Annotated in this window: 22 protein-coding genes; 7 read left to right on the top strand and 15 right to left on the bottom strand. The window is 63.9% G+C overall.

Annotated elements, in window-relative coordinates; translation table 11 throughout:
- Window positions 1-4: 4 nt before the first annotated feature.
- On the top strand, window positions 5-1,258 hold the full coding sequence (gene glyA, locus B2U07_RS18950; RefSeq protein WP_275547220.1) for a serine hydroxymethyltransferase: 1,254 nt from the start codon (window positions 5-7) through the stop codon (window positions 1,256-1,258).
- A gap of 61 nt (window positions 1,259-1,319) precedes the next feature.
- Here the strand turns inward: glyA and B2U07_RS18945 are convergent, their stop codons facing one another.
- Window positions 1,320-1,826: a DUF3015 domain-containing protein gene (locus tag B2U07_RS18945; protein ID WP_275547221.1), complete on the bottom strand. Its 507-nt coding sequence runs from the start codon at window positions 1,824-1,826 to the stop codon at window positions 1,320-1,322.
- Between the two features lie 166 nt (window positions 1,827-1,992).
- Between B2U07_RS18945 and B2U07_RS18940 the strand changes: the two genes are divergently transcribed.
- Entirely contained in the window at window positions 1,993-2,364 is a 372-nt protein-coding gene (locus B2U07_RS18940) for a PilZ domain-containing protein (protein WP_275547222.1), read from the top strand.
- Between the two features lie 7 nt (window positions 2,365-2,371).
- Here B2U07_RS18940 and B2U07_RS18935 read toward each other — a convergent pair whose 3' ends face one another.
- Both B2U07_RS18935 and radA read right to left on the bottom strand, forming a co-directional pair.
- Window positions 2,372-2,524 carry a hypothetical protein gene (locus tag B2U07_RS18935; RefSeq protein WP_197859172.1) on the bottom strand — a complete coding sequence of 51 codons (153 nt, stop codon included), beginning with the start codon at window positions 2,522-2,524 and terminating at the stop codon, window positions 2,372-2,374.
- A gap of 184 nt (window positions 2,525-2,708) precedes the next feature.
- Entirely contained in the window at window positions 2,709-4,067 is a 1,359-nt protein-coding gene (radA, locus tag B2U07_RS18930) for a DNA repair protein RadA (protein ID WP_275547223.1), read from the bottom strand.
- Between the two features lie 92 nt (window positions 4,068-4,159).
- Between radA and B2U07_RS18925 the strand changes: the two genes are divergently transcribed.
- A complete protein-coding gene (locus B2U07_RS18925) occupies window positions 4,160-4,654 on the top strand; it encodes a GNAT family N-acetyltransferase (protein ID WP_275547224.1) in 495 nt (164 codons plus the stop codon).
- Between the two features lie 97 nt (window positions 4,655-4,751).
- Here B2U07_RS18925 and B2U07_RS18920 read toward each other — a convergent pair whose 3' ends face one another.
- Both B2U07_RS18920 and B2U07_RS18915 read right to left on the bottom strand, forming a co-directional pair.
- A complete protein-coding gene (locus B2U07_RS18920) occupies window positions 4,752-5,030 on the bottom strand; it encodes a YdcH family protein (protein WP_275547225.1) in 279 nt (92 codons plus the stop codon).
- Window positions 5,031-5,109: 79 nt separating this feature from the next.
- Window positions 5,110-5,352 (bottom strand): YdcH family protein, encoded by a 243-nt coding sequence (locus B2U07_RS18915; protein ID WP_013714008.1) that lies wholly within the window; start codon window positions 5,350-5,352, stop codon window positions 5,110-5,112.
- A gap of 195 nt (window positions 5,353-5,547) precedes the next feature.
- Between B2U07_RS18915 and B2U07_RS18910 the strand changes: the two genes are divergently transcribed.
- Entirely contained in the window at window positions 5,548-6,573 is a 1,026-nt protein-coding gene (locus tag B2U07_RS18910) for a CNNM domain-containing protein (protein WP_296277457.1), read from the top strand.
- Here the strand turns inward: B2U07_RS18910 and B2U07_RS18905 are convergent, their stop codons facing one another.
- Window positions 6,574-7,350 (bottom strand): ferredoxin--NADP reductase, encoded by a 777-nt coding sequence (locus B2U07_RS18905; protein ID WP_275547227.1) that lies wholly within the window; start codon window positions 7,348-7,350, stop codon window positions 6,574-6,576.
- Between the two features lie 69 nt (window positions 7,351-7,419).
- Between B2U07_RS18905 and B2U07_RS18900 the strand changes: the two genes are divergently transcribed.
- The 3 genes from B2U07_RS18900 to B2U07_RS18890 all read left to right on the top strand — a co-directional run bounded on the left by B2U07_RS18900 (window position 7,420) and on the right by B2U07_RS18890 (window position 9,154).
- A complete protein-coding gene (locus tag B2U07_RS18900) occupies window positions 7,420-8,544 on the top strand; it encodes a class I SAM-dependent methyltransferase (RefSeq protein ID WP_275547228.1) in 1,125 nt (374 codons plus the stop codon).
- A 68-nt stretch (window positions 8,545-8,612) separates the two neighbouring features.
- Entirely contained in the window at window positions 8,613-8,870 is a 258-nt protein-coding gene (locus B2U07_RS18895) for a type II toxin-antitoxin system Phd/YefM family antitoxin (RefSeq protein ID WP_197859164.1), read from the top strand.
- Entirely contained in the window at window positions 8,858-9,154 is a 297-nt protein-coding gene (locus B2U07_RS18890) for a type II toxin-antitoxin system RelE/ParE family toxin (protein ID WP_275547229.1), read from the top strand. Before B2U07_RS18895 ends, B2U07_RS18890 begins: the two co-directional genes overlap by 13 nt.
- A gap of 3 nt (window positions 9,155-9,157) precedes the next feature.
- Here B2U07_RS18890 and B2U07_RS18885 read toward each other — a convergent pair whose 3' ends face one another.
- The 9 genes from B2U07_RS18885 to B2U07_RS18845 form a co-directional block, all read right to left on the bottom strand.
- Entirely contained in the window at window positions 9,158-10,477 is a 1,320-nt protein-coding gene (locus tag B2U07_RS18885; protein ID WP_275547230.1) for a TldD/PmbA family protein, read from the bottom strand.
- The gene (locus B2U07_RS18880) at window positions 10,477-11,919 is read right to left on the bottom strand and encodes a TldD/PmbA family protein (protein WP_275547231.1); all 1,443 of its coding nucleotides are present in this window, start codon (window positions 11,917-11,919) and stop codon (window positions 10,477-10,479) included. The genes B2U07_RS18885 and B2U07_RS18880 overlap by 1 nt, the downstream gene beginning before the upstream one ends.
- Window positions 11,920-12,023: 104 nt before the next feature.
- Window positions 12,024-14,426: a TonB-dependent receptor gene (locus B2U07_RS18875; RefSeq protein ID WP_275547232.1), complete on the bottom strand. Its 2,403-nt coding sequence runs from the start codon at window positions 14,424-14,426 to the stop codon at window positions 12,024-12,026.
- A gap of 743 nt (window positions 14,427-15,169) precedes the next feature.
- On the bottom strand, window positions 15,170-16,090 hold the full coding sequence (locus B2U07_RS18870) for a FecR family protein (protein WP_275547233.1): 921 nt from the start codon (window positions 16,088-16,090) through the stop codon (window positions 15,170-15,172).
- Complete coding sequence (locus tag B2U07_RS18865) at window positions 16,080-16,580, bottom strand: RNA polymerase sigma factor (RefSeq protein ID WP_275547234.1); 501 nt, start codon at window positions 16,578-16,580, stop codon at window positions 16,080-16,082. Before B2U07_RS18865 ends, B2U07_RS18870 begins: the two co-directional genes overlap by 11 nt.
- A 119-nt stretch (window positions 16,581-16,699) precedes the next feature.
- Entirely contained in the window at window positions 16,700-16,849 is a 150-nt protein-coding gene (locus tag B2U07_RS18860) for a DUF2474 domain-containing protein (RefSeq protein ID WP_197859157.1), read from the bottom strand.
- Window positions 16,850-17,041: 192 nt separating this feature from the next.
- On the bottom strand, window positions 17,042-18,049 hold the full coding sequence (cydB, locus tag B2U07_RS18855) for a cytochrome d ubiquinol oxidase subunit II (protein ID WP_275547235.1): 1,008 nt from the start codon (window positions 18,047-18,049) through the stop codon (window positions 17,042-17,044).
- 2 nt (window positions 18,050-18,051) lie between these two features.
- Window positions 18,052-19,494 carry a cytochrome ubiquinol oxidase subunit I gene (locus B2U07_RS18850; RefSeq protein ID WP_197859155.1) on the bottom strand — a complete coding sequence of 481 codons (1,443 nt, stop codon included), beginning with the start codon at window positions 19,492-19,494 and terminating at the stop codon, window positions 18,052-18,054.
- A gap of 417 nt (window positions 19,495-19,911) precedes the next feature.
- Window positions 19,912-21,189 (bottom strand): acetyl-CoA C-acetyltransferase, encoded by a 1,278-nt coding sequence (locus tag B2U07_RS18845; RefSeq protein ID WP_275547236.1) that lies wholly within the window; start codon window positions 21,187-21,189, stop codon window positions 19,912-19,914.
- Between the last annotated feature and the right edge of the window lie 206 nt (window positions 21,190-21,395).

Here is a 21,395-nt window from a genome sequence, read left to right as displayed (position 1 = left end):
CGCCATGTTCAGCCGTGATTTGACCCTCGCTCGTTTTGACGCCGAACTCTTTGCCGCTATGGAGCAGGAAGCCCAGCGCCAGGAAGAGCACATCGAGCTGATCGCCTCGGAAAACTACACCAGCCCGGCGGTGATGGAAGCTCAGGGCAGCGTGCTCACCAACAAGTACGCAGAAGGCTACCCGGGCAAGCGTTACTACGGCGGTTGCGAGTACGTCGACGTGGTCGAGCAGCTCGCCATCGACCGCGCCAAGGAGCTGTTCGGCGCCGACTACGCCAACGTCCAGCCGCACTCCGGCAGCCAGGCCAACAGCGCCGTGTACATGGCCCTGCTCAACGCCGGCGACACCGTACTGGGCATGAGCCTGGCCCACGGCGGCCACCTGACCCACGGCGCCAGCGTCAGTTTCTCCGGCAAGATCTACAACGCCGTGCAGTACGGCATCACCGACGCCGGCCTGATCGACTATGACGAAGTCGAGCGCCTGGCCGTCGAGCACAAGCCGAAGATGATCATCGCCGGCTTCAGCGCCTATTCGCAGGTGCTGGACTTCCCGCGTTTCCGCGCCATTGCCGACAAGGTCGGTGCCTATCTGTTCGTCGACATGGCGCACGTGGCAGGTCTGGTCGCCGCCGGCCTGTACCCGAACCCGGTGCCGTTCGCCGACGTGGTCACCACCACCACCCACAAGACCCTGCGCGGCCCGCGCGGCGGCCTGATCCTGGCGCGCAAGAACGAAGAGCTGGAGAAGAAGTTCAACTCCGCGGTTTTCCCGGGCGGCCAGGGTGGCCCGCTGGAGCACGTTATCGCCGCCAAGGCCGTGTGCTTCAAGGAAGCCCTGCAGCCTGAGTTCAAGGCCTACCAGGCTCAGGTCATCAAGAATGCCCAGACCATGGCCCAGGTGTTCATCGACAACGGCTACGACGTGGTTTCCGGCGGTACGCAGAACCACCTGTTCCTGCTCTCGCTGATCAAGCAGGACATCACCGGTAAGGATGCCGACGCTGCCCTCGGCCGCGCTTTCATCACCGTGAACAAGAACAGCGTACCGAATGACCCGCGTTCGCCGTTCGTCACCTCCGGCCTGCGTATCGGCACCCCGGCCGTGACCACTCGTGGTTTCAAGGAAGACGAGTGCCGCCAACTGGCGGGCTGGATCTGCGAAGTTCTGGCCAACATCGGCAACGATGAAGTCGAAGGCCGCGTGCGCGAGCAGGTCAAGGCGCTGTGCGCCAAGTTCCCGGTGTACGCCAACTGAGGCGACACCTGAAACGAAGAAGCCCGCCGATTGGCGGGCTTCTTTTTGCCTGGGATTTGCCTCAGGCCGGCTGTTTCACATAACGCGCCAGCTGCGCGTCACGGCTCATCACGTCGAGAGTGGCGGCCAGTACCTGCTCGCTGGTGGCATCGGCCTCGCTGAAGATGGTCCCGAAGTTGTCTTGAGTGACCTTGGCGAAATGCGCGCGGTCCTCGGCTTCGACACCCAGCAAAGTGGCGTAGGCATCCAGCGCTTCGCCCTGGCCCATGGCCATGTCTTCGGCGATGGAATCGAGCATGCCGTTCATCGCCAGCATGGAGCGACCACCGTAACCCAACACGGCGCTGGTATCGCAACCGTTGGTACCGGAAGTCATACCGAAGGTGGCGTTACCCGAAGTACCGTTGGTGGTGGTGGCGAGGAAGTGCGGAGCCATGCCGCGTTGCCCTTCGAACAGCATGTTGCCCCAGCCGCAGCCATTGCCGCCCGCTGCATCGGCAAACGCGCCGACACTGGCCATGCTCAACAGACCAAATACCAAACCCTTGCCCAGCAGTCGCTTGCTCATATCTATCGCTCCGCAATATCGAGTAATAAAAACCGCATAAGGAGCTTCGGCGAGACTTGGCTACCTGTCAAACTGATGTGCATCAGTTGTGCGCCACGGCACAGGGGTTAGAGTACGTGGCCAGCAGCCTTGGCTATAGTGATGTAAACCCTTCAGGAGTACCGGCATGAGCGAATCAGCCAACGAGCGTCGGCGCTTTCAGCGCATCGCCTTCGACGCCCCCACCGTAATCGCACAGGGCGAGCGGCAATGGTCGGCGGCTCTGCACGATATTTCACTCAAGGGCCTGCTGATCACCACACCGCGCGACTGGAGCGGGGATCCGAATCAGCCCTTCGAGGCCGTGATCGAACTGGGTGGCGAAGCCAGGGTGAAGATGGAGGTGGTGCTGACACGCACCCAGCCAAAGTCTTTGGGTTTCGTCTGCCGCCATATCGATCTGGACTCCATCAGCCATCTGCGCCGCCTGGTCGAACTCAACCTGGGCGATGAGCAGCTGCTGGAACGGGAACTGGCGGCGCTCGGCGAAGGCGACTGAGCCGCGCTCAATGGCGCTTGCGCGCCGCCTCGTCCTTACGCTGCTGGCGCTGTTGACGCAGCGCCTGGATGCGCAGCGCCTCACCATGCGCCTCGTGCGACTGCGCGGCCTTGGCGTCGAAGTTGAAAGCGCGGGAAAAGAAATCGAAGAACAAAAACATGATGGCGTCTCCTTCAAGTGGATACGCCTTCATGCTGCTCGCCGATAGCCTGCTACCTATTGATCTGCGTCAGTTTTCGCCAGGCCCAGTTGGCGACAGAACGCCGCAGTCCAGAATCGCGGCTAAAGCCCCTCCCACAGCGGACTCCCGGCACCTGTGGGAGGGGCTTTAGCCGCGACTTTAGTTACTCGAACAGCGCATCCAGCGCCTGCTCCAGGCGAGTCACCGCGATGATCTGCAGACCCGGCGGCGCTTCTTTCGGCGCATTGCCCTTGGGCACGATGGCGCGCTTGAAGCCGTGCTTGGCCGCCTCCTTGAGACGCTCCTGGCCGCTCGGCACCGGGCGGATCTCGCCGGACAGGCCGATCTCGCCGAACACCAGCAGATCATGCTGCAACGGCCGGTTGCGCAGGCTGGAAATCACCGCTGCCATCAGCGCCAGATCGGAGGCCGTCTCCAGTACCTTCACCCCGCCGACCACGTTGAGAAACACGTCCTGATCATAGGTCGGGATACCACCGTGGCGGTGCAGCACCGCCAGCAGCATGGCCAGGCGGTTCTGATCCAGGCCCAGGGTGACGCGGCGCGGGTTACCCAGGTGGCTGGTGTCGACCAGCGCCTGCACTTCCACCAGCATCGGCCGCGAGCCTTCCCAAGTGGCCATCACGACACTGCCGGGCACCGCCTCCTGCGCGCGGGTGAGAAAGATCGCCGAGGGGTTGGACACTTCCTTGAGGCCCTTGTCGGTCATGCCGAACACGCCCAGTTCGTTGACCGCGCCGAAACGATTCTTCACCGCCCGCAGCAGGCGCAGGCGACCGTCGGACTCGCCCTCGAAATACAGCACGGTATCGACCATATGCTCCAGCACGCGCGGGCCGGCCAGCGCGCCCTCCTTGGTGACGTGGCCGACCAGGAAGATCGCCGTGCCGCTCTGTTTGGCGAAGCGCACCAGCAGCGCCGCACTCTCGCGCACCTGGGCCACGCCGCCGGGTGCCGACTGCAGCTGCTCGGTGAAGATGGTCTGGATCGAGTCGATCACCATCACCTTGGGCTTTTCCTGGCGCGCGGTGGCGATGATCGACTCGATGCAGGTCTCGGTCATTACCTTGAGCTTGTCCTGTGGCAGGTCCAGGCGCCGCGCGCGCATGGCCACCTGCTGCTGCGACTCCTCGCCGGTAACGTACAACGCTGGGAAATGCTGAGCGACATTGCACAGGGTCTGCAACAGGATGGTCGACTTGCCGATGCCCGGGTCGCCGCCGATCAGCACCACCGAACCATCGACCAGGCCACCACCGAGTACCCGGTCCAGCTCGCTGGAGGCGGTAGAGAAACGCGGAATTTCCTCGACACTGACCTCGGCCAGGGTCTTGATATTGGCCTTGTCCCCGGCCCAACCGGTGCGCCCGCTGGGCGTGGCGCCCTCGACCACGGTTTCCACCAGGGTGTTCCAGGCGCCGCACTCACCACACTGCCCCGCCCACTTGGGAAAGGTGGCGCCGCACTCGGTGCAGCCGTACATGCGTTTTGCCTTGGCCATTGCGATCGATCCTGCCGCTGAACGAAGGCTGGAACGATACCGAACAACTGGATAAATTTACAGACCACGTCCACTTCGCTCGGAACGCTTCCATGCAGATCCAACTGCTGCCAACCACTGCCGAACAGCTGCCGCTGCTGGCCAATCTGTACCAGTTCTATGCCTATGAAAGCTCCGACTGGGAGCAGGAAGACGTGGAAACGGACGGTCGTTTCTATATCCACCAGCCACACTTGCAGCGCTACTGGCAGGAGCCGGGCTGGAGCGCGCAACTGATCCTCGCTGATGGATTCATAGCCGGTTTTCTGTTGATCGAGCGCAGCGAATTGCCGGGTATCGAGGCACCGGAGTTCGCCGACCTGTTCATCCTGAAAAAGTATCGTCGTCGCGGCATCGGCCGTGCACTGATGCAACAGGTCATGGGCGACGGCCGCCCGTGGCTGCTGCGCTACTACCGCCAGGACGAGCTGGCGTGCGCCTTCTGGCAGCAGCTTCTGGGCGAGTGGCCGAGACCGGCGCGCACGGTGTGGACGGAAGAAGAGGCGGACGGGCTGCTCACCTACCTGATCAACCCGCCCGTGCATTGAAGCGGGGTCACCCCGCAATGGCGGTAGGAGTAGCTTCAGCCACGAACAGCTGTGCAGCGAGATTTGCGGCTGAAGCCGCCCCTACGGAGGTTTGCCGTCAGCCGCCACAACCATTGCCACAACCGCAGCACTGACCACTTGCGCGCTTGAGCTGTCTCGCCAGTTCGTCCTTGAGGGCGACGCGGTTGAGCTTGAGCGCCTGCAACGAAACATCGTCGAGTAGCTCGATACCGTCCTCGATGCGGCAAATGCGCTTGTCCAGTGCCTCGTATTCCTCAGCCTGGCGGGCGAACAGCGCATCTTCCTGACGCAGGCGTTGCAGTGCTTCGCGATCTTCGGAGAAATCATGGACAAGCGGGTGGTGATCGACGTGCATGGCGCAGCTCCTGAGTAAGGTGTTGCTCGCAGGCTAGCCGGTCTACCGTGCATCTCCCTTGATCCCGATCAAACCCGCCTCAGGTAGCCCCGTGCAGCAGGCCGGCAATCTCATCCTTGAGGCCAACGCGCTGTAGCTTGAGCCCCTGTAGCGTCAGATCATCGGCCGCCGAGCGACCGTCCTCTATCTCGTAGATGCGCTTGTCCAGCGCTTCATACTCCGCCGCCAGGCTGGCGAAGCGCGCATCGCCCTGCATCAGTTTGCGCAACGCATCGTGATGCTGTGGAAATTCTCGATTGAGCGGATGATGTTCAAGCGGCATGAAGAATCCTCCCCGGACATAGTTCCTACTTAGCCTAGCCGAAGCTGAGCCGGGTGCAGCCCTCTAGCGATGCCGGGCCGAGAGCCGCGGTAGAATAGGCCGGACCGGCAATATGAAATGAAATGTTGCAGCTTTCCTGCATATTCCTCTGTATTTCCGCTAAATTGGCTGCCCCTTGGTCACTTATCCCCCTACATGACACTCCTGATAGCGTTCGCTGTCCTTTCCATTCTGGTTTCGTTCATCTGCTCCATCCTCGAAGCCGCCCTGCTCTCCCTAACGCCCAGTTACATCGCTCAGCAGAAGGTCGAAAAGCCTCAGCTGTACGAAAGGCTGAAAGAGCTCAAAGACAAGATCGACCAGCCGCTGGCGGCCATCCTGACCCTCAATACTGTGGCGCATACCGTTGGTGCGACCGGTGTCGGTGCGCAGGTGGCAATCGTCTTCGGTGACGGTTACCTGGGTATCGCCTCGGCGGTCATGACCCTGCTGATTCTGGTGCTCTCGGAGATTCTGCCGAAGACCATCGGCGCCCGTTACTGGCGCACCCTGGCGCCCTTTCTGCCGAGCCTGCTGCGGGCGATGATCCTGCTGCTCAAGCCATTCATCGTACTGTCGGACCTGATCATGCGCCTGTTCGGCGGCAAGGAGCCGGAGCATGACATTTGCCAGGAAATCAAGGCGCTGACCCTGCTCGGCCGCGAGGTGGGCAAGCTCGACGAAGACGAGCAGCGGGTGATCGGCAATATCCTCGACCTGCACGAGATTCGTCTGCGCGACATCATGACGCCGCGCATCGTCTGCGAGTCGGCCGCACCGGATGAGTCGATCGCCGCGTTCAAGGCACGTGCCCGGGAAAGCCAGTTCTCCCGCTACCCGGTCATTGGCGAAGACGAATCACCACTGGGCGTGGTGTTCCGTTACGACGCCCTGGCCGCGGAGAACGATGCCGAGCCCATCACCCGGATCATGAAGCCGCTCAAAGTCGTGCCGGAAAGCATGAACGTGGAAAACCTGATGACCCTGTTGATGCAGGAACGTCAGCACATGTGCCTGGTGTACGACGAGTTCGGCAGCTGGCGCGGCCTGGTGACGCTGGAAGACATCATGGAAACCATCATCGGCAAGCCGATTCTCGACGAGACCGACGATATCCCCAACATGCGCCGCTTCGCCAAGCGCCGCTGGGAGCACCGGATCAAATCGATCCGCGAAGATTGATCACCAGTAGTTTTCGACTGCCACCTGACCCGGCCTGCGGGTCAGGCTCAGGTTAAGCCCCCGCGCCTTCAGACGCTGACGAATATCGTCGATCATCTGCGGGTTGCCGCAAATCATCACCCGCGAATGCTCAGGCGTCAGCTCAAGCCCGGCGGCCTGCTCCAGCTCGCCACTGTCGAGCAGATCGGTAACGCGCGCGTTCAGGCAATCCGGCGCCTGCTCGCGGGTGACCACCGGCAGGTAGGTGAGCCTGTCAGCGAACTCGGCCAGATACTCAAGCTCGGCAAGCCCCCTGATCAGCGGTTGATACGCCAGCTCGGCACAGGTCCGGGCGCTGTACACCAATACGATGCGCTCGAAACGCTGCCACACCTCGAAATCCTGCAGGATCGACAGGAACGGCGCGATGCCGGTGCCACTGCCCAGCAGCCACAGGTCGCGACCATCGACGAAGCGGTCCAGGGTCAGGTAGCCGGTGGCCATTTTCTCCACCAGCAGGCTGTCGCCAACGACCAGACGGCTCAGCTCGCTGGTGAACTCGCCGCCCGGTACCACGATGGAGAAGAACTCGAGAAACTCGTCATGCGGCGCCGAGACCAGCGAATAGGCGCGCCAGACCAGACTGCCGTCGGCCTTTTCCACCCCCAGGCGTACGAACTGCCCGGCGCGAAAACGAAAACCGGCATCACGGGTAGTGCGTAAGGTAAACAGGCTCGGCGTCAGGCTGTGTACCTCGAGTAGCGTCTGACGGGTGAACTTGTCTTCGCTGACGGTCATAATCGCCCCCTTGTTCGAATCTGCTGCCAGTGTCGCGCATTGTGCGGCCGGCAAACACTGACGGTTTCCATGCCTATTTTCACGACTCCCTTCGCCAGCCTCGAGCTGCTGCGCCAACCGCATCAGGCGAACGAGCCTCTGCAAGCTTTCGACGCCGCGGACGAGTATCTGCTCAACCATCTGTACGAGCAGGGCCTGCGAGCCGAGGACTCGGTGCTGCTGCTCAACGACAGCTTTGGCGCCCTCGCCTGTTCGCTGGCCAGGCGTTGCCGGGTGACCAGCAGCAGCGATTCGCACCTGGGGTTCCTCGCACTGCAGAAGAACCTCGCGGCCAATGGTTTGGGCAGCGATGCAGTGTCCTTTGTGCCGAGCTGCGAAACACCGCAGGGACCGTTCGACTGGGTGCTGATCCGCGTACCCAAAACCCTGGCGCTGCTGGAGGAGCAACTGATTCGCCTGCATGGCCAGTTGACGCCGAACGCCCGCGTGGTGGCCGGGGCGATGGTCAAGCATCTGCCGCGTGCGGCGGGTGATCTGCTGGAAGAATACGTCGGCCCGGTCCAGGCCTCGCTGGCGGTGAAGAAGGCGCGCCTGCTGACGGCCACGCCAGAAGTAAAGGCAGCTCCAAGCTCGCCCTACCCCACGCGTTACCGTCTCGACAAACCGGCCATCGAACTGCTCAACCACGCCAATGTGTTCTGCCGCGACGGCCTGGACATCGGCACGCGCGCCTTCCTGCCGCACATGCCGAAGCACCTCGGGCGCACCCGCGTCGCCGACCTTGGCTGCGGCAACGGCGTGCTCGGCATCGCCTACGCCCTGGGCAGCCCGCAGGCGCAGTTGACCCTGGTGGATGAGTCGTACATGGCCGTGCAGTCAGCCCAGGAGAACTGGCGCGCGGCGCTCGGCGAGCGCGCCGTGGAGATACGCGCCGGAGACGGCCTGGCAGAGCAGCCGGCCGACTCGCTGGATCTGGTGCTGTGCAACCCGCCGTTCCATCAGCAGCAGGTGGTCGGCGACTTTCTCGCCTGGCGCATGTTCCAGCAGGCCCGCGCGGCACTGGTCAGCGGTGGCGAGCTGTGGATCGTCGGTAATCGCCACCTCGGCTATCACGCCAAGCTGGCGCGCCTGTTCCGCGGCGTTGAGCAGGTAGCGGCCAACCCCAAATTCGTGGTGCTCAAGGCAAGCAAGTGATAGACGAATTGTAACGATGGCAGAGTATCACTAAAGTAGCACTTTCAATCGAACGCCGGTCAGCCATCATGAAAGTCGAGTTGGTAACCAACCTGAAGCGACATGCCACCAAGATCCTCGCGGACCTGCAACAGACCAAGGAAGCCGTGCTAATTACCGAGCATGGGCAACCCTCGGCCTATCTGGTGGATGTTCAGGACTATGAATTCATGCAGAAACGCCTCGCGCTGCTGGATGCCCTGGCACGCGGCGAACGGGCCATTGTGGAAGGCAATACCCTTAATCACGATCAGGCCAGGGAGCGGCTGGGCAAGTGGCTGAAATAGTCTGGACAAGCCCCGCCCTGGAGCAGCTCAACGACCTCGCCGAATACATAGCCCTCGATAACCCCGATGCCGCCAGAGCGCTGGTAGGCAGGGTCATGGACACCGTGTCGCGGCTAGCTCAGTTTCCTCTCTCCGGCCATGTACCAGAGGAGCTTCCTGGCTCCGTCTATCGCGAAGTCGTGGTGCCCCCTTGCCGCATCTTCTATCGGCACAGCGAGGAAAGAGTTTTCATCATCCACATCATGCGAGAGGAGCGCATGCTGCGCGCTCACATGCTCGGTTGAAACTCACAGCGTCAGGGTAAAGCGCGAAAGCAGCGCCCCCGGCAACGCCATGGAACCCGTCTGTCTGGCGCCGTAGGTGCCACTGGGCAGCAGCAGTTCCGGTTCGCGGGTCAGCGCCTCCAGTTGCGGGCCGAGGAACTCGAACAGCGAGTCGTCGAAGCGCATGGTGTCGACGGGCGCCTGGATCTGCCCGTCCTCGACCCAGAAGGTGGCGAAGCGGGTCATGCCGGTCAGGCGTCCGGCCGGCAGGTCGGAGAAATTGCCGTACCACAGGTTGCCGATGTACAGGCCGGTGCCTAGCCGTTGCAGCACCTCCTGCTCGTCCAGCTCACCACCGTGCATGCGCAACGACAACGGGTACTCGCCTCGGCAGGCGCCATTGGCGATCAGCCCGTACTCGGCGGCGCTACGCGAGCTGACCAGGCGCTCGCCGGATCGCCCCTGGCTGATCAGGCGCAACGGCTGGCGAGGTCCTTCGGCGGTGAAGGCTGGAGCCAGGCCGCCTTCGATGCGCTCTTCCATGGTCACCCGCGGGCTGAGTTCAGCCTTGCCATTGAACAGGCGCTGCAGGGGGCTGCCGCCGGAGGCCAGCGCCTGCGCGCCGAAGCCCCAGCAGAACAGGCTGACCAGCTCTTCCAGCGCCGCAGGCGTCAGGTAGGCACGGTAGGCCCCGGGCTGCAGCGCCCTGGCCGGGCGACCGAGAAATTCCAGCTGCTGCCGGGCGCCATCGAGCTTGCGGGCGAACGCCTGAGCGTCCCACTGCTCGCCGGCATAGGCACTTTTCACTGCCTGGCCGTTGTCGTGGAACAGGCTGAACTCAAGGTTGAAACTGCTCGCCGCGTACCAGCCGAACGCACCCCAGGAGCTGGCGAAGCCCTGATACTGCGGGCCGACAGCGAGGAATCCGACCAGGTCCAGGCCGCGCGCCGCGGCGACCACCTGCTGCGCCATGGCCGCACTGTCCAGCGGCTCGCCCACGGCCGCCAGTTCACTGCGCCAGGCCTCGCGGTTCAAGCGCAGATAAGGGTCATCATGCAAGGTCGGCAGCACGGCGCGCAGTTGCTGCAAGGCCTGCTGCAGGCGCGACGCGTCCTCGTCGAGCACACCGCTGAGCGCCAGCTTGTGCTCGGCGTGACGCTGCCCCTGGTACAGCGACAGGGTGGCGTACGCCTGCTGTACCTGCCCCGCCTGGCGCACCTGCCCGTGATTGAAACGGATGAAGCTGGAGTCCTCGGCGCCATAGGCCAGGGTGAAGCCCTCCTCGCTGCCGACCTGCGCCTGCAGTCGAGCCAGCAAGGCGCTGAAATGTTGCCGTGCGTCCATCAGGCAGCCCCTCCGAATACATCGATATCGGCGAATACGCAGGCGGGCGAGGCATGCCCGACGCGGATCACCTGGTTGGGCTCGCCCTTACCGCAGTAGGGCGTGCCGAGTACCTCGAAGGTACTGGCATCGCCCACCGCACGCAGGTTGCGCCAGAAGCGCGAGCTGATGCCGCGGTAGTTGGGGTTCTTCACCACGCCCTTGAGCTCGCCGTTCTCGATCAACTGGCCCCATTCGCAGCCGAACTGGAATTTGTTGCGCGCGTCATCGATCGACCAGGAGCGGTTGTTGCTCATTAAAATGCCGCGCTCAATGCCGCCGATCAGCGCGGCCAGGCTCTTGTCGCCCGGCTCCAGGTTGAGGTTGGCCATGCGGTCGATGGGCGGCCGGTTCCAGCTGCACGCGCGGCTGTTGGCGACGCCCGGCAGGCCGCTGCGCCACTGCGACAGCGCGCCGCCCAGCGGTCGCTGGAGAATGCCGTCACGGATCAGCAACTGGCGCTCGGCCGGCGTGCCATCGTCGTCATGACGATAGCTGGACAGCTCTCCCGGCACGCCCGGGTCGAAACTGACATTGAGTAGCGGCGAACCGTAGCGGTAGTGACCGAAGTCTTCCTGGCGAATGAAGCTGGTGCCGGCGAAGTTGCGCTCGTCACCGAGGATGCGATCCAGCTCCAGCGGGTGGCCGATCGATTCGTGAATCTGCAGGATCATCTGGTCAGGCATCAGCAGCAGGTCACGCGAGTCGTTCGGCGTGTTCGGCGCCAGCAGCAACTGCAACGCCTCATCGGCGATGCGCGCGGCACTGCCCGGCACACCCAGTTGATCGAGCACCTCGGCGCCACCCTGGCGCGCCAGGTGGCTGCCGCCGAAGCTGCGGCTCTGGCTGTCGCGCTCGTCACTGGCGGTCACGCCGACTTGTGGAAAGACATAACGCTGGGCTCGGCGCAGACGGGCGCCGGCACTGTTGAGGTAGATCTGTTCATGGCAGGTGAAGGTCAGCCCGACATGGCTGTCGACCAGACGCGCATCGCGGGGAATCAGCGCCGATTCGGCCATCAGCGACTCGAACCAGTGCGCGGCACCAGCCACCGGCTGGTCGTAACCGGGCATCACGTCATCGCTCAGCTCGGCCGGTTGCGCCAGGCTGGCGAGATCCAGCAGGTTATGTCCGGCCAGGGCTCGGGCCATCCGCTCGGCTCGCTCCAGCGCGGCCTGCAGGCCGGCCTGGCTGATGTCACTGGTGGCCACATAGGCCTCAACGCCGGCGATGCGCACGGTGAGCATGGCGCCGGCGTCATCGACGAAGGACGGTGCCTGCGCGACCCGCCGGCGCACCCAGTAGGACTCCCGGCTCTCCTGCACATGGCGCAGCGAGTGGAAATCGGCGGTGGTTCTCAGCGCGGCAAAGCGCCGCTCCAGGGTGTCGCTGAGGGCGAACATCGGGCCTCCTCGGCATGCGGCAAAGGAGGTCAGTATGAAAACAATCGTCCGGCGGGATCAACCGCCGGGCGAACACAGGCAGCTTATGCGCGGCGGCGGGCGTCTCAGAAATCGACGGTCGCCGACACCTTGAAGGTGCGCGGCGCGCCCTGGGTCAGGTAACCGCCGTTGGCCGACGCCCAGTAGTTCTCGTCGGCGACGTTCTCCAGTACCGCGTTGAAAGTCACCGCGCGCTCGTCCAGGCGTGTTTTGTAGCGTGCGCCCAGGTCGACGCGGGTCCAGGCGGGAATGCTGTAGTCGTTGCCGGCGTCGACGAACTGGCCACCGGTGCGCAGTAACAGGCCATTGAGGCTCAGACCGGGCACGCCCGGCACGTCCCAGTCGGCCGCGACGTTGAACTGGAACTCGGGCACCCCGACGGCCTGGTTGCCATCATTGGCACCACCAGCGGTGCCGCGCAGCTCCGCCTCCGTCCAGGTTGCTCCGCCCAGCAGACGCAGGCCGCTGAGCGGCTCACCGAACAGGCTCAGCTCGACGCCGCGGTTGCGCTGCTCGGCATCCACGCCGTAGTTGCCGTTGCCATCGATCACGCCCTGTGGCTGCTCGATGCGAAAGACGCTCAGGTTGCCGCCAAAGCGCCCCCAGTCCAGCTTCACCCCGAGCTCGGTCTGCTTGGAGCGATATGGCGCGAACATCGTCCCGCGGTTGTTCGCGGCATTGGGCGCGGTTGGGCCCTGCTGCAGCGATTCCACGCGGTTGGCATAGAGCGACAGGTACTCGAAGGGCTTGATCACCAGGCCGTAGGCCGGTGTGGTGATGCTCTCCTGGTAGTTGGAGGTACGGCTGCCATTGGCTGCGCTCCAGGCATCGGCACCGATGGTCTGGCGCCGAACGCCCAGGGTCAGCAGCACACGATCATCGTAGAAGCCCAGGGTATCGGACACGGCCAGGCTTTTGTTCTGCACCTTGGCAGTGGTATCCGGATCGTGCAGGTCGCCGGAAGGCGGGCTGGCCGCGGGCACCGGTACGGGCAGGCCCTCGTAGAGGTTGCCGTAGCCACGATTGCCAACAGCGGTGGACTCGAAGGCATTGCGCTTTTCCTGCCAGATGCCGTTGGCTGCCAGGTTGAGCTTGTGGCTGACCGGCCCGGTCAGCAGCTCGCCACGTAGGCCGGTGGCCACGCTCAGGGTTTCCTGATCCAGCGGCGAATACAGGCGACCGATGCGCGCCGCGCCATCGGCACCGTACACGTAGCTGGAGGCGTATACACCATTCTCCCGCGTGTACTTGCCGCCACCGATGAGGTAGGCCGTCCAGGACGGCGACAGGTCATACTCGGCGCTGAACATGCCGTAGGTATCTTCCAGCTGCGACCAGCTCCAGGGCTGCGCGTAGTTGTGACTGGAGTCCGGCGCCGAGGGCACCTTGCCGTTGAGGGTGGAGGTCGCGCCAGTGGTGGTCAGGTACACCACGGACCGGCCTTCGTTCACACGCTGCTTCTGGTAGCCCAGATCCGCCGCCAGGCGCAGGCGCTCACCACGGTAGTCCAGCGCCATGCTCGCCAGGCCGAAGCGCGAGTGTTCGTCATCGATGCCCGTCTCGCCCTCACGCTGCGCCAGGTTAACCCGTACACCGAAGCGGTTGTCCTCGCCGAAACGCTGGCCGAGATCCAGGTGCCCGCCTACCCGGCTATCGTTGGCGTAATCCAGGGTGAAACTGCGCGTCGGGGTATCCTCGGCGCGTTTGGACACCACATTAATCGCCCCGCCGACGCCGCTGCCACTGGGCGACACGCCATTGAGAAAGGCATTGGCGCCCTTGAACACCTCGACCCGCTCGACCGACTCGGTGGAGATGATCTGCCGGGGCAGGATGCCGTACAGGCCATTGAAGGCGATATCGTCGCTGAACAGCTGAAAGCCGCGCACGACGAAGACCTGGGAGAAGTTGCCGAAACCGTAGGACTGGCGCACACCCGGATCGCTGGCCAGCACGTCGGCCAGGGTCCGCGCCTGGCGCGTCTCGATCAGTTCGCTGGTGTAGCTGGAAAAGGCGAAGGGCACGTCCTGCATGTCCTGGTTGCCTAGCAAACCGATATTGGCGCCGCGCGCCACCTGGCCACCGGCGTACTCACTCGGCAGGTCGCGGCGGCCGTCGGCCTGGCCACTGACGGTAGTGGCACCCAGCTCCAACACGTCGTCATCCGCGGGGCGCGGGATCAGCGTAACGGTGCCATCGGCGCCGATGCTGAAGGTCAGGCCGCTGCCCTGTAGCAGCTGCTGCAACCCGTCACTGACGGAGTAGTCGCCCTTCAACGCGCTGCTGCCGCCCACGCCACGGGTCAGGCTGGCGTCGTACAGCAGGCGGACGCCGGCCTGCTCGGCGAAATCGGTGAGCGCCGAATCCAGGGGCTGGGCCGGAATATCGAGTTCGACGGCCTGTACCTGCGCGGCGGCAAGACCAAGGGAAAGCGCGATCAACGTCGGGAGGAAGGGAAACGAACGCATGCGGGTGTCCTGTGCTCTGCTGGCTAGTCATGCGAAGAAGTCGCATTTGCAGAAACAGAAGACGAAGGCGATTCGCATTCCTGAACCGGAAGCGCGATATTTTTGCGAAGAGAGGCCCGACACCGAGAACGTAGCCCGGATGAAATACGGGAGTGGTAGCGCGAATTGTTCCCCGGATTGCATCCGGGCTACGGATTTACCTGGTAATAGCCGTTCGCTTGCGCTCAGTTCGCGGACAAGTCCGCTCCCACGAATTCAGATATGTGGCCCGGATGAAATCCGCGGTGGTAGCGCGAATTATTCCCCCGGATTGCTTCCGGGCTACGGATTGATCTGGCGATGGCCGTTCGCTTGCGCTCAGATTCGCGGACAAGTCCGCTCCCACGAATTCAGATATGTGGCCCGGATGAAATCCGGGGTGGTAGCGCGATTGTTCCCCCCGGATTGCATCCGGGCTACGGATTGACCTGGCGATGGCCGTTCGCTTGCGCTCAGCTCGCGGACAAGTCCGCTCCCACAAATTCAGATATGTGGCCCGGATGAAATCCGGGGTGGTAGCGCGAATTATTCCCCCGGATTTGCATCCGGGCTACGGATTGACCTGGCGATGACCGTTCGCTTGCGCTCAGTTCGCGGACAAGTCCGCTCCCACAAATTCAGCAGCGCCGCTTGTCCTGTGGGAGCGGACTTGTCCGCGAGTTTTTCTGCTGCAGCCCGAGCGGTCCGATCCTACGCCCAGCTCATCAGCTGCGCGACGACACCAGCAGGACGCCCGGCAGCCGGGTCAGCTTGACCGGCAGGGCGGTCTCGATGGCGTGCAGAACCGCCTGCGGATCGTCCAGGGCGAACACCCCGGTCACCTTCAGCGCACGCGCCTGCGCGTCGAGGAACAGCACCTGCTGCGACTGCTGGCGCTGTAGCTCCTCGAACACTTCGGGCAGCGGGCGATCGCGGAACACCAGGCGGCCACGCTGCCAGGCCAATGCCCGGGCGCGGTCCAGCGGCTCCAGGGACTGCAGGCGCCCGCCTTGCCAGGCGATCTGCTCGCCGGCCTGCACGGCCCGCTCGCTGCCGCCAGCATCGCTGACCTGCACATGCCCCACGGTGACTGCGAGCAGTACCTGATCGCCCAGCAGGTTGACGTCGAAGCGGGTACCGGTGACGAGGATGCGCGCTTCGCCGGCCTCGATCACGAAGGGACGCGCCGCATCGGCGGCCACCTGGAAATCCACCTGGCCGCGGTAAAGGCGCACGCGGCGCAGGCCATCGGCGTTGGCGTCCCAGTCCAGGGCGGTGGCGCCGTTGAGCTGCAGCTGCGAGCCATCGTCCAACGTCACCTCACGGACCTCGCCGGCCTCGGTACGCACGTCGGCATGCCAGCCGGGCGGCGCCAGCCACAGAGCCAGCAGCAGGCAGGCCGCGGTGGCCAGGGGCAGCGGCCAGCGCCGCACACGACGCGGCATCGCCTGCACCACGGCAGGCGGGCGCTCGACCTGGCCGAGCAGCGTCCACAGGCGTTCCACTTCAGCCAGGGCGCTGGCGTGCTCGGCACTGGCATGGCGCCAGCGCTCGGCTGCCGCGCGATCGGCCGCGCTGGCCCGCCCGGAGTTCAGCAGCACCAGCCACTCCCGGGCCTGGCTGCGCAAATCCGCCTCAGTTGTCATCCATGCGTTCCTGGCAATATTCGAGGGCCTTGAGGATATAGCGTCCGGCCATACTTTCCGAGACGCCAAGGCGCTCGCCGATCTCACGCTGCGTGAGGCCGTCCAGGCGATTCCACAACAACGCCTGGCGCAGATGCTCGGGTAGCTCGCGCATCAGCGTCTGCAGACGAGCCAGGCGGCGGCTGTCCTCGGTGGCGCGTTCGGGTTCGGGGAGTTCGCTTTCCAGCGCCTCGTCGAGCGGCGCCAGTTGCGGGCGAGCCTGCTGCTGGCGGTGGTGGTCGATGAGCAGGTTGCGGGCGATACGGTAGAGAAAGGCGCGCACGTTGCCGATCTCCTCGGTCCGGCGCCCTTGCAGGCGCAGCCAGGTTTCCTGGCGCAGGTCGGCGGCGAGTTCGCTGCAGCGTGTCTGCCGGGTGAAGAAACGCAACAGCTCCGAGGAATGGCGCCGGAACAGCTCTTCGGGGGGCTGAGGATCGACAGGCAGGGACACGAACGCTACTCGGTGCCGGGAAAGGCCGAGAAAATATTACAGTTGGAAATGATTTTCAAACATATCCGACAGGCTATCGCACCCCTACTGACTCATGGGGGCGCCAGCCTTGCCAGCGTTCAACCCGGCGTACCGAGCCCCGCCGCGCTCATGAACTGGCGCAGCAGCCAGGCCACCGCGCCCAGCGTCAGCACGCTGGCCGTCCAGATCAGCACCAGCCAACCCAGACGCTGCAACAGGGGTTTCTTCTCTTGCTCGACCTTGGTCATATCGCCTCCTTCGAACTGATTCAACGCCTCGCGCTAGAGCCATGCGAGGCACAACGTAAGTAACGACCTCCGGCTAATCAAAGCAGGCGAGGATCGGCCGGAGTCGCGCTCGGTTTGACGAGCTGTAAATAAGCTGGCCGAGCCTGCTTTTAACGCCGCAGGGACGACGTACAGCAGGCTTTGGACCGGATCTCAATGATAACCGTCGTCCTGGGTCACCTTGCCGCGGAACACGTAATAGCTCCACGCGGTGTACATCAGGATGAAGGGGATGATGAGCAACGCGCCGACCAGCATGAAACCCTGGCTCTGCGGCGGTGCGGCAGCCTCCCAGATGCTGATCGATGGCGGGATCACGTTCGGCCACAGGCTGATGCCCAGGCCGCTGTAGCCGAGGAAGATCAGCACCAGGGTGAGCAGGAACGGCGAGTAGTTGCGGTTGTCGGCCACCGCCCGCAGCAGCGCGTAGGTGCACAGCAGCACCAGCACCGGCACCGGCATGAACCAGAACAGGTTGGGCAGGCTGAACCAGCGCTCGGCGATCGCCGGGTGCTCCAGCGGCGTCCACAGGCTGACTATGCCGGTCACCGCCAGCACCACGAATACCAGCGGCCGCGCCATATCGTGCATCTGCTGCTGCAGGCGGCCTTCGGTCTTCATGATCAGCCAGGTGCAGCCAAGCAGCGCGTAGGCCACGATCAGTGCCAGGCCGCAGAACACCGAGAACGGCGTTAGCCAGTCGAAGGCGCCACCGGCAAAGGTCCGGTCGACCACCTCGAAGCCGTCGATGTAGGCCCCCAACGCCACGCCCTGGCAAAAGGTGGCGGTCAGCGAACCGCCGATGAAGGCCTTGTCCCACAGGTGACGTTTCTCGGCCTTGGCCTTGAAGCGGAATTCGAAGGCCACGCCGCGGAAGATCAGCCCCAGCAGCATCAGGATCAGTGGCAGGTAGAGGGCGCTCAGCACCACCGAGTAGGCCAGCGGGAAGGCGCCGAACAGGCCGGCGCCACCGAGCACCAGCCAGGTTTCGTTGCCATCCCATACCGGTGCCACGGTGTTCATCATCACATCGCGCTCGCCCTCGTTCCTGACGAAGGGAAAGAGGATGCCGATGCCCAGATCGAAGCCGTCCATCACCACGTACATCATCACCCCGAAGGCGATGATCACTGCCCAGATCAGCGAAAGATCGATACCCATGTTCAACTCCTTTCCGGCAGCGTGTCGGACTCACCGTCTTGCGTACCCTCATCGGCAGCCGACAATGGCCGCGCCGGAGTACGAGGCTTGCCAGGCCCGCCTTCTTGAGGGGCTTCATCCCCCTCGTCGAGCTGCGGTCCCTTGCGCACCAGGCGCATCACGTAGCTGATGCCGGCGCCGAACAGGGCGAAATAGACCACCACGAACAACGCCAGGGTAAAGCCCAATTGGGTCGCGCTATGACCGGAGGAGGCGTCGGCGGTGCGCATCAGGCCATGGACGACCCAAGGCTGACGGCCGATCTCGGTGGTGTACCAGCCGGCGAGAATGGCAATCACACCGCTCGGCCCCATCCACACCGCCAGGTGCAGGAATGGCCGGCACGTGTACAGCCGATCACCACGACGCAGCCAGGTGCCCCACAGTCCGGTGAAGATCATCATCAGGCCCATGGCGACCATGATGCGGAAGGTCCAGAAGACGATGGTGGAGTTGGCGCGATCCTCCGGCGGGAAGTCCTTCAGCGCCGGCACCTGCTTGTCCAGGCTGTGGGTCAGGATCAGGCTGCCGAGCGCGGGAATCTCCACCTTGAAGCGGGTTTCCTCACGTTCCATGTCCGGCCAACCGAAGAGGATCAGCGGGGTCGGCTCGTCGCCAACGTTCTCCCAGTGGCCCTCGATGGCGGCGATCTTCGCCGGCTGGTACTTGAGCGTGTTGAGGCCGTGCAGGTCACCGATGACGGCTTGCACCGGCGCCACCAGCAGCGCCATCCACAGCGCCATCGAGAGCATCTTGCGGATCGCCGGGTTGTCACGGCCGCGCAGCAGGTGCCAGGCCGCCGAGGCACCGACGAAGAAGGCGGTGGCGAGGAAAGCCGCGGTGGCCATGTGCGTCAGGCGATAGGGAAACGACGGGTTGAACACTACGGCGAACCAGTCCACCGGTATCACCCGACCGTCGACGATCTCGAAGCCCTGCGGGGTGTGCATCCAGCTGTTGGAAGCGAGGATCCAAAAGGTGGAAATCAGCGTGCCGATGGCCACCATCACCGTGGAGAAGAAGTGCAGGCCCGGCCCGACGCGATTCCAGCCGAACAGCATGACGCCGAGGAAGCCCGCCTCGAGGAAGAACGCGGTCAGCACCTCGTAGGTCAGCAGCGGCCCGGTCACCGCACCGGCGAAGTCGGAGAAGGCGCTCCAGTTGGTGCCGAACTGATAGGCCATGACCAAGCCGGAGACCACGCCCATGCCGAAGTTGACTGCGAAGATCTTCGACCAGAAGTGGTAGAGATCGCGGTACAGCGTATTGCTGGTCTTCAACCACAGACCTTCGAGCACCGCCAGGTAGCTGGCCAGGCCGATGGTGATGGCCGGGAAGACGATGTGGAAGGAAATGGTGAAGGCAAACTGGACTCGGGCGAGATCGAGCGCCTCTAGGCCGAACATGTCACATCCTCATTCAGGGTTATTTCGGCCCCAGCACGCAAAGCCGATCCATAGACTCCAGTCTTGGAGTCAAACGAGCTGAAATTGTTCTTATTGAAGTGAACTGCAGCCAAAAGGCTACTGAGCAAAACACGAAATGACGCATTGATCTGGATCAATGCGCACTAAAAGACTAGCCGCTAAAGACACCGCAAGCGCTGTGGTGATTTGCCGCGCGACAGGCCACCGCAGCGTTCACCAAAAAAGCTTCGCCCCGACGCGGGGCTCCTACGAAAAGCGGTGGCCCCTACCTGTAGGAGCGGCACCCCGCCGCGAACGTGCGCGCAAAAAAAAGCGGCCACGCGCTAAGCGGGCCGCCAGAATCACGGAGTTGCTTACATCGAGTGAACGCGATGACTTACGCTCACCCGTATTGGATTACCGTTCGAGGATCGCGGTCACACCCTGACCGCCGGCGGCGCAGATGGAAATCAGACCGCGCCCCTCTCCAGCCACCGAGAGCAGCTTGGCCAGGTTGGCGACGATACGCCCGCCCGTGGCCGCGAATGGATGGCCGGCGGCCAGCGAACTGCCCTTGACGTTCATCTTGCTGCGGTCGATGGAACCCAGCGGCGCGTCCAGGCCTAGGCGCTCCTTGCAATAGTCGGCGTCTTCCCAGGCCTTGAGCGTGCACAGCACCTGGGCGGCGAAGGCTTCGTGAATCTCGTAGTAATCGAAGTCCTGCAAAGTCAGGCCATTGCGCGCGAGCAGACGCGGCACCGCGTAGACCGGCGCCATCAGCAGGCCCTCCTTGCCCTGAACGAAATCCACCGCCGCCGCCTCGCCATCGCGCAGGTAGGCCAGTACGGGCAGACCATGGGCCTGGGCCCACTCCTCGCTGGCCAGCAGCACCACAGAGGCGCCATCGGTCAGCGGCGTGGAATTGGCCGGGGTCAGGGTGCCGCGCGGGCCGCGCTCGAAGCAGGGCTTGAGAGAGGCGAGCTTCTCTGCGTTGATGTCCGGGCGCAGGTTCTGGTCGCGAGTCAGGCCGAGAAACGGCGTCATCAGGTCGTCCTGCCAGCCTTCGGCGTAGGCCGCGGCCAGCTTCTGGTGGCTGGCCAGCGCCAGCTGATCCTGCTCGTCGCGCGGGATGGCCCAGCGCTGCGCCATCAGTTCGCAGTGCTCGCCCATCGACAGCCCGGTGCGCGGCTCGCCGTTGCGCGGGATGTGCGGCGCCAGGTGGCGCGGGCGAATCTTCAGCAGGCTCTTGACCTTGTCACCGGTGCTCTTGGCCCGGTTGGCTTCCAGCAGAATCTGCCGCAGCCCCTCGTTGACGCCGATAGGCGCGTCGGAGGTGGTGTCGACGCCGCCGGCGATGCCGCAGTCGATCTGCCCGAGGGCGATCTTGTTGGCCACCAAAATCGCTGTTTCGAGGCCGGTGCCGCAGGCCTGCTGCAGGTCGTAGGCCGGGGTTTCCGGCGCCAGGCGCGAGCCCAGCACACACTCGCGAGTCAAGTTGAAATCTCGCGAATGCTTGAGCACCGCACCGGCCACCACCTCGCCTAGGCGTTCGCCGTGCAGGTTGAAGCGCTCCACCAGCCCTTCGAGGGCGCTGGTCAGCATCTCCTGGTTGCTCGCCCTGGCGTAGACGGTGTTGGAACGGGCGAACGGAATACGGTTGCCGCCTACGATGGCGACCCGGCGCAACTGGGCCATGAGGACTCCTTGCTGGTCGAAGAGCTGAATGAAATCAGGCATACACTTTAGCCTGCCGGCCACACAGGCAGGGCAATCGCCTGACCGGAAGGCCAATGTGGCTGAGCAAAAACCTGTGACACCTTGTAGGAGCGAATTTTTCGCGAATGAATTCGCGCCCACATCTTTTGGTCCAACAGGCTAAACCTCAGGCAGGCACGAACATT

The sequence above is a fragment of the Pseudomonas sp. UBA7530 genome (assembly GCF_002479365.1).
Lineage (GTDB): Bacteria > Pseudomonadota > Gammaproteobacteria > Pseudomonadales > Pseudomonadaceae > Aquipseudomonas.
Note: the sequence above shows the minus strand (reverse complement) of the source record. Positions and strands in the feature narration are given on the sequence as shown.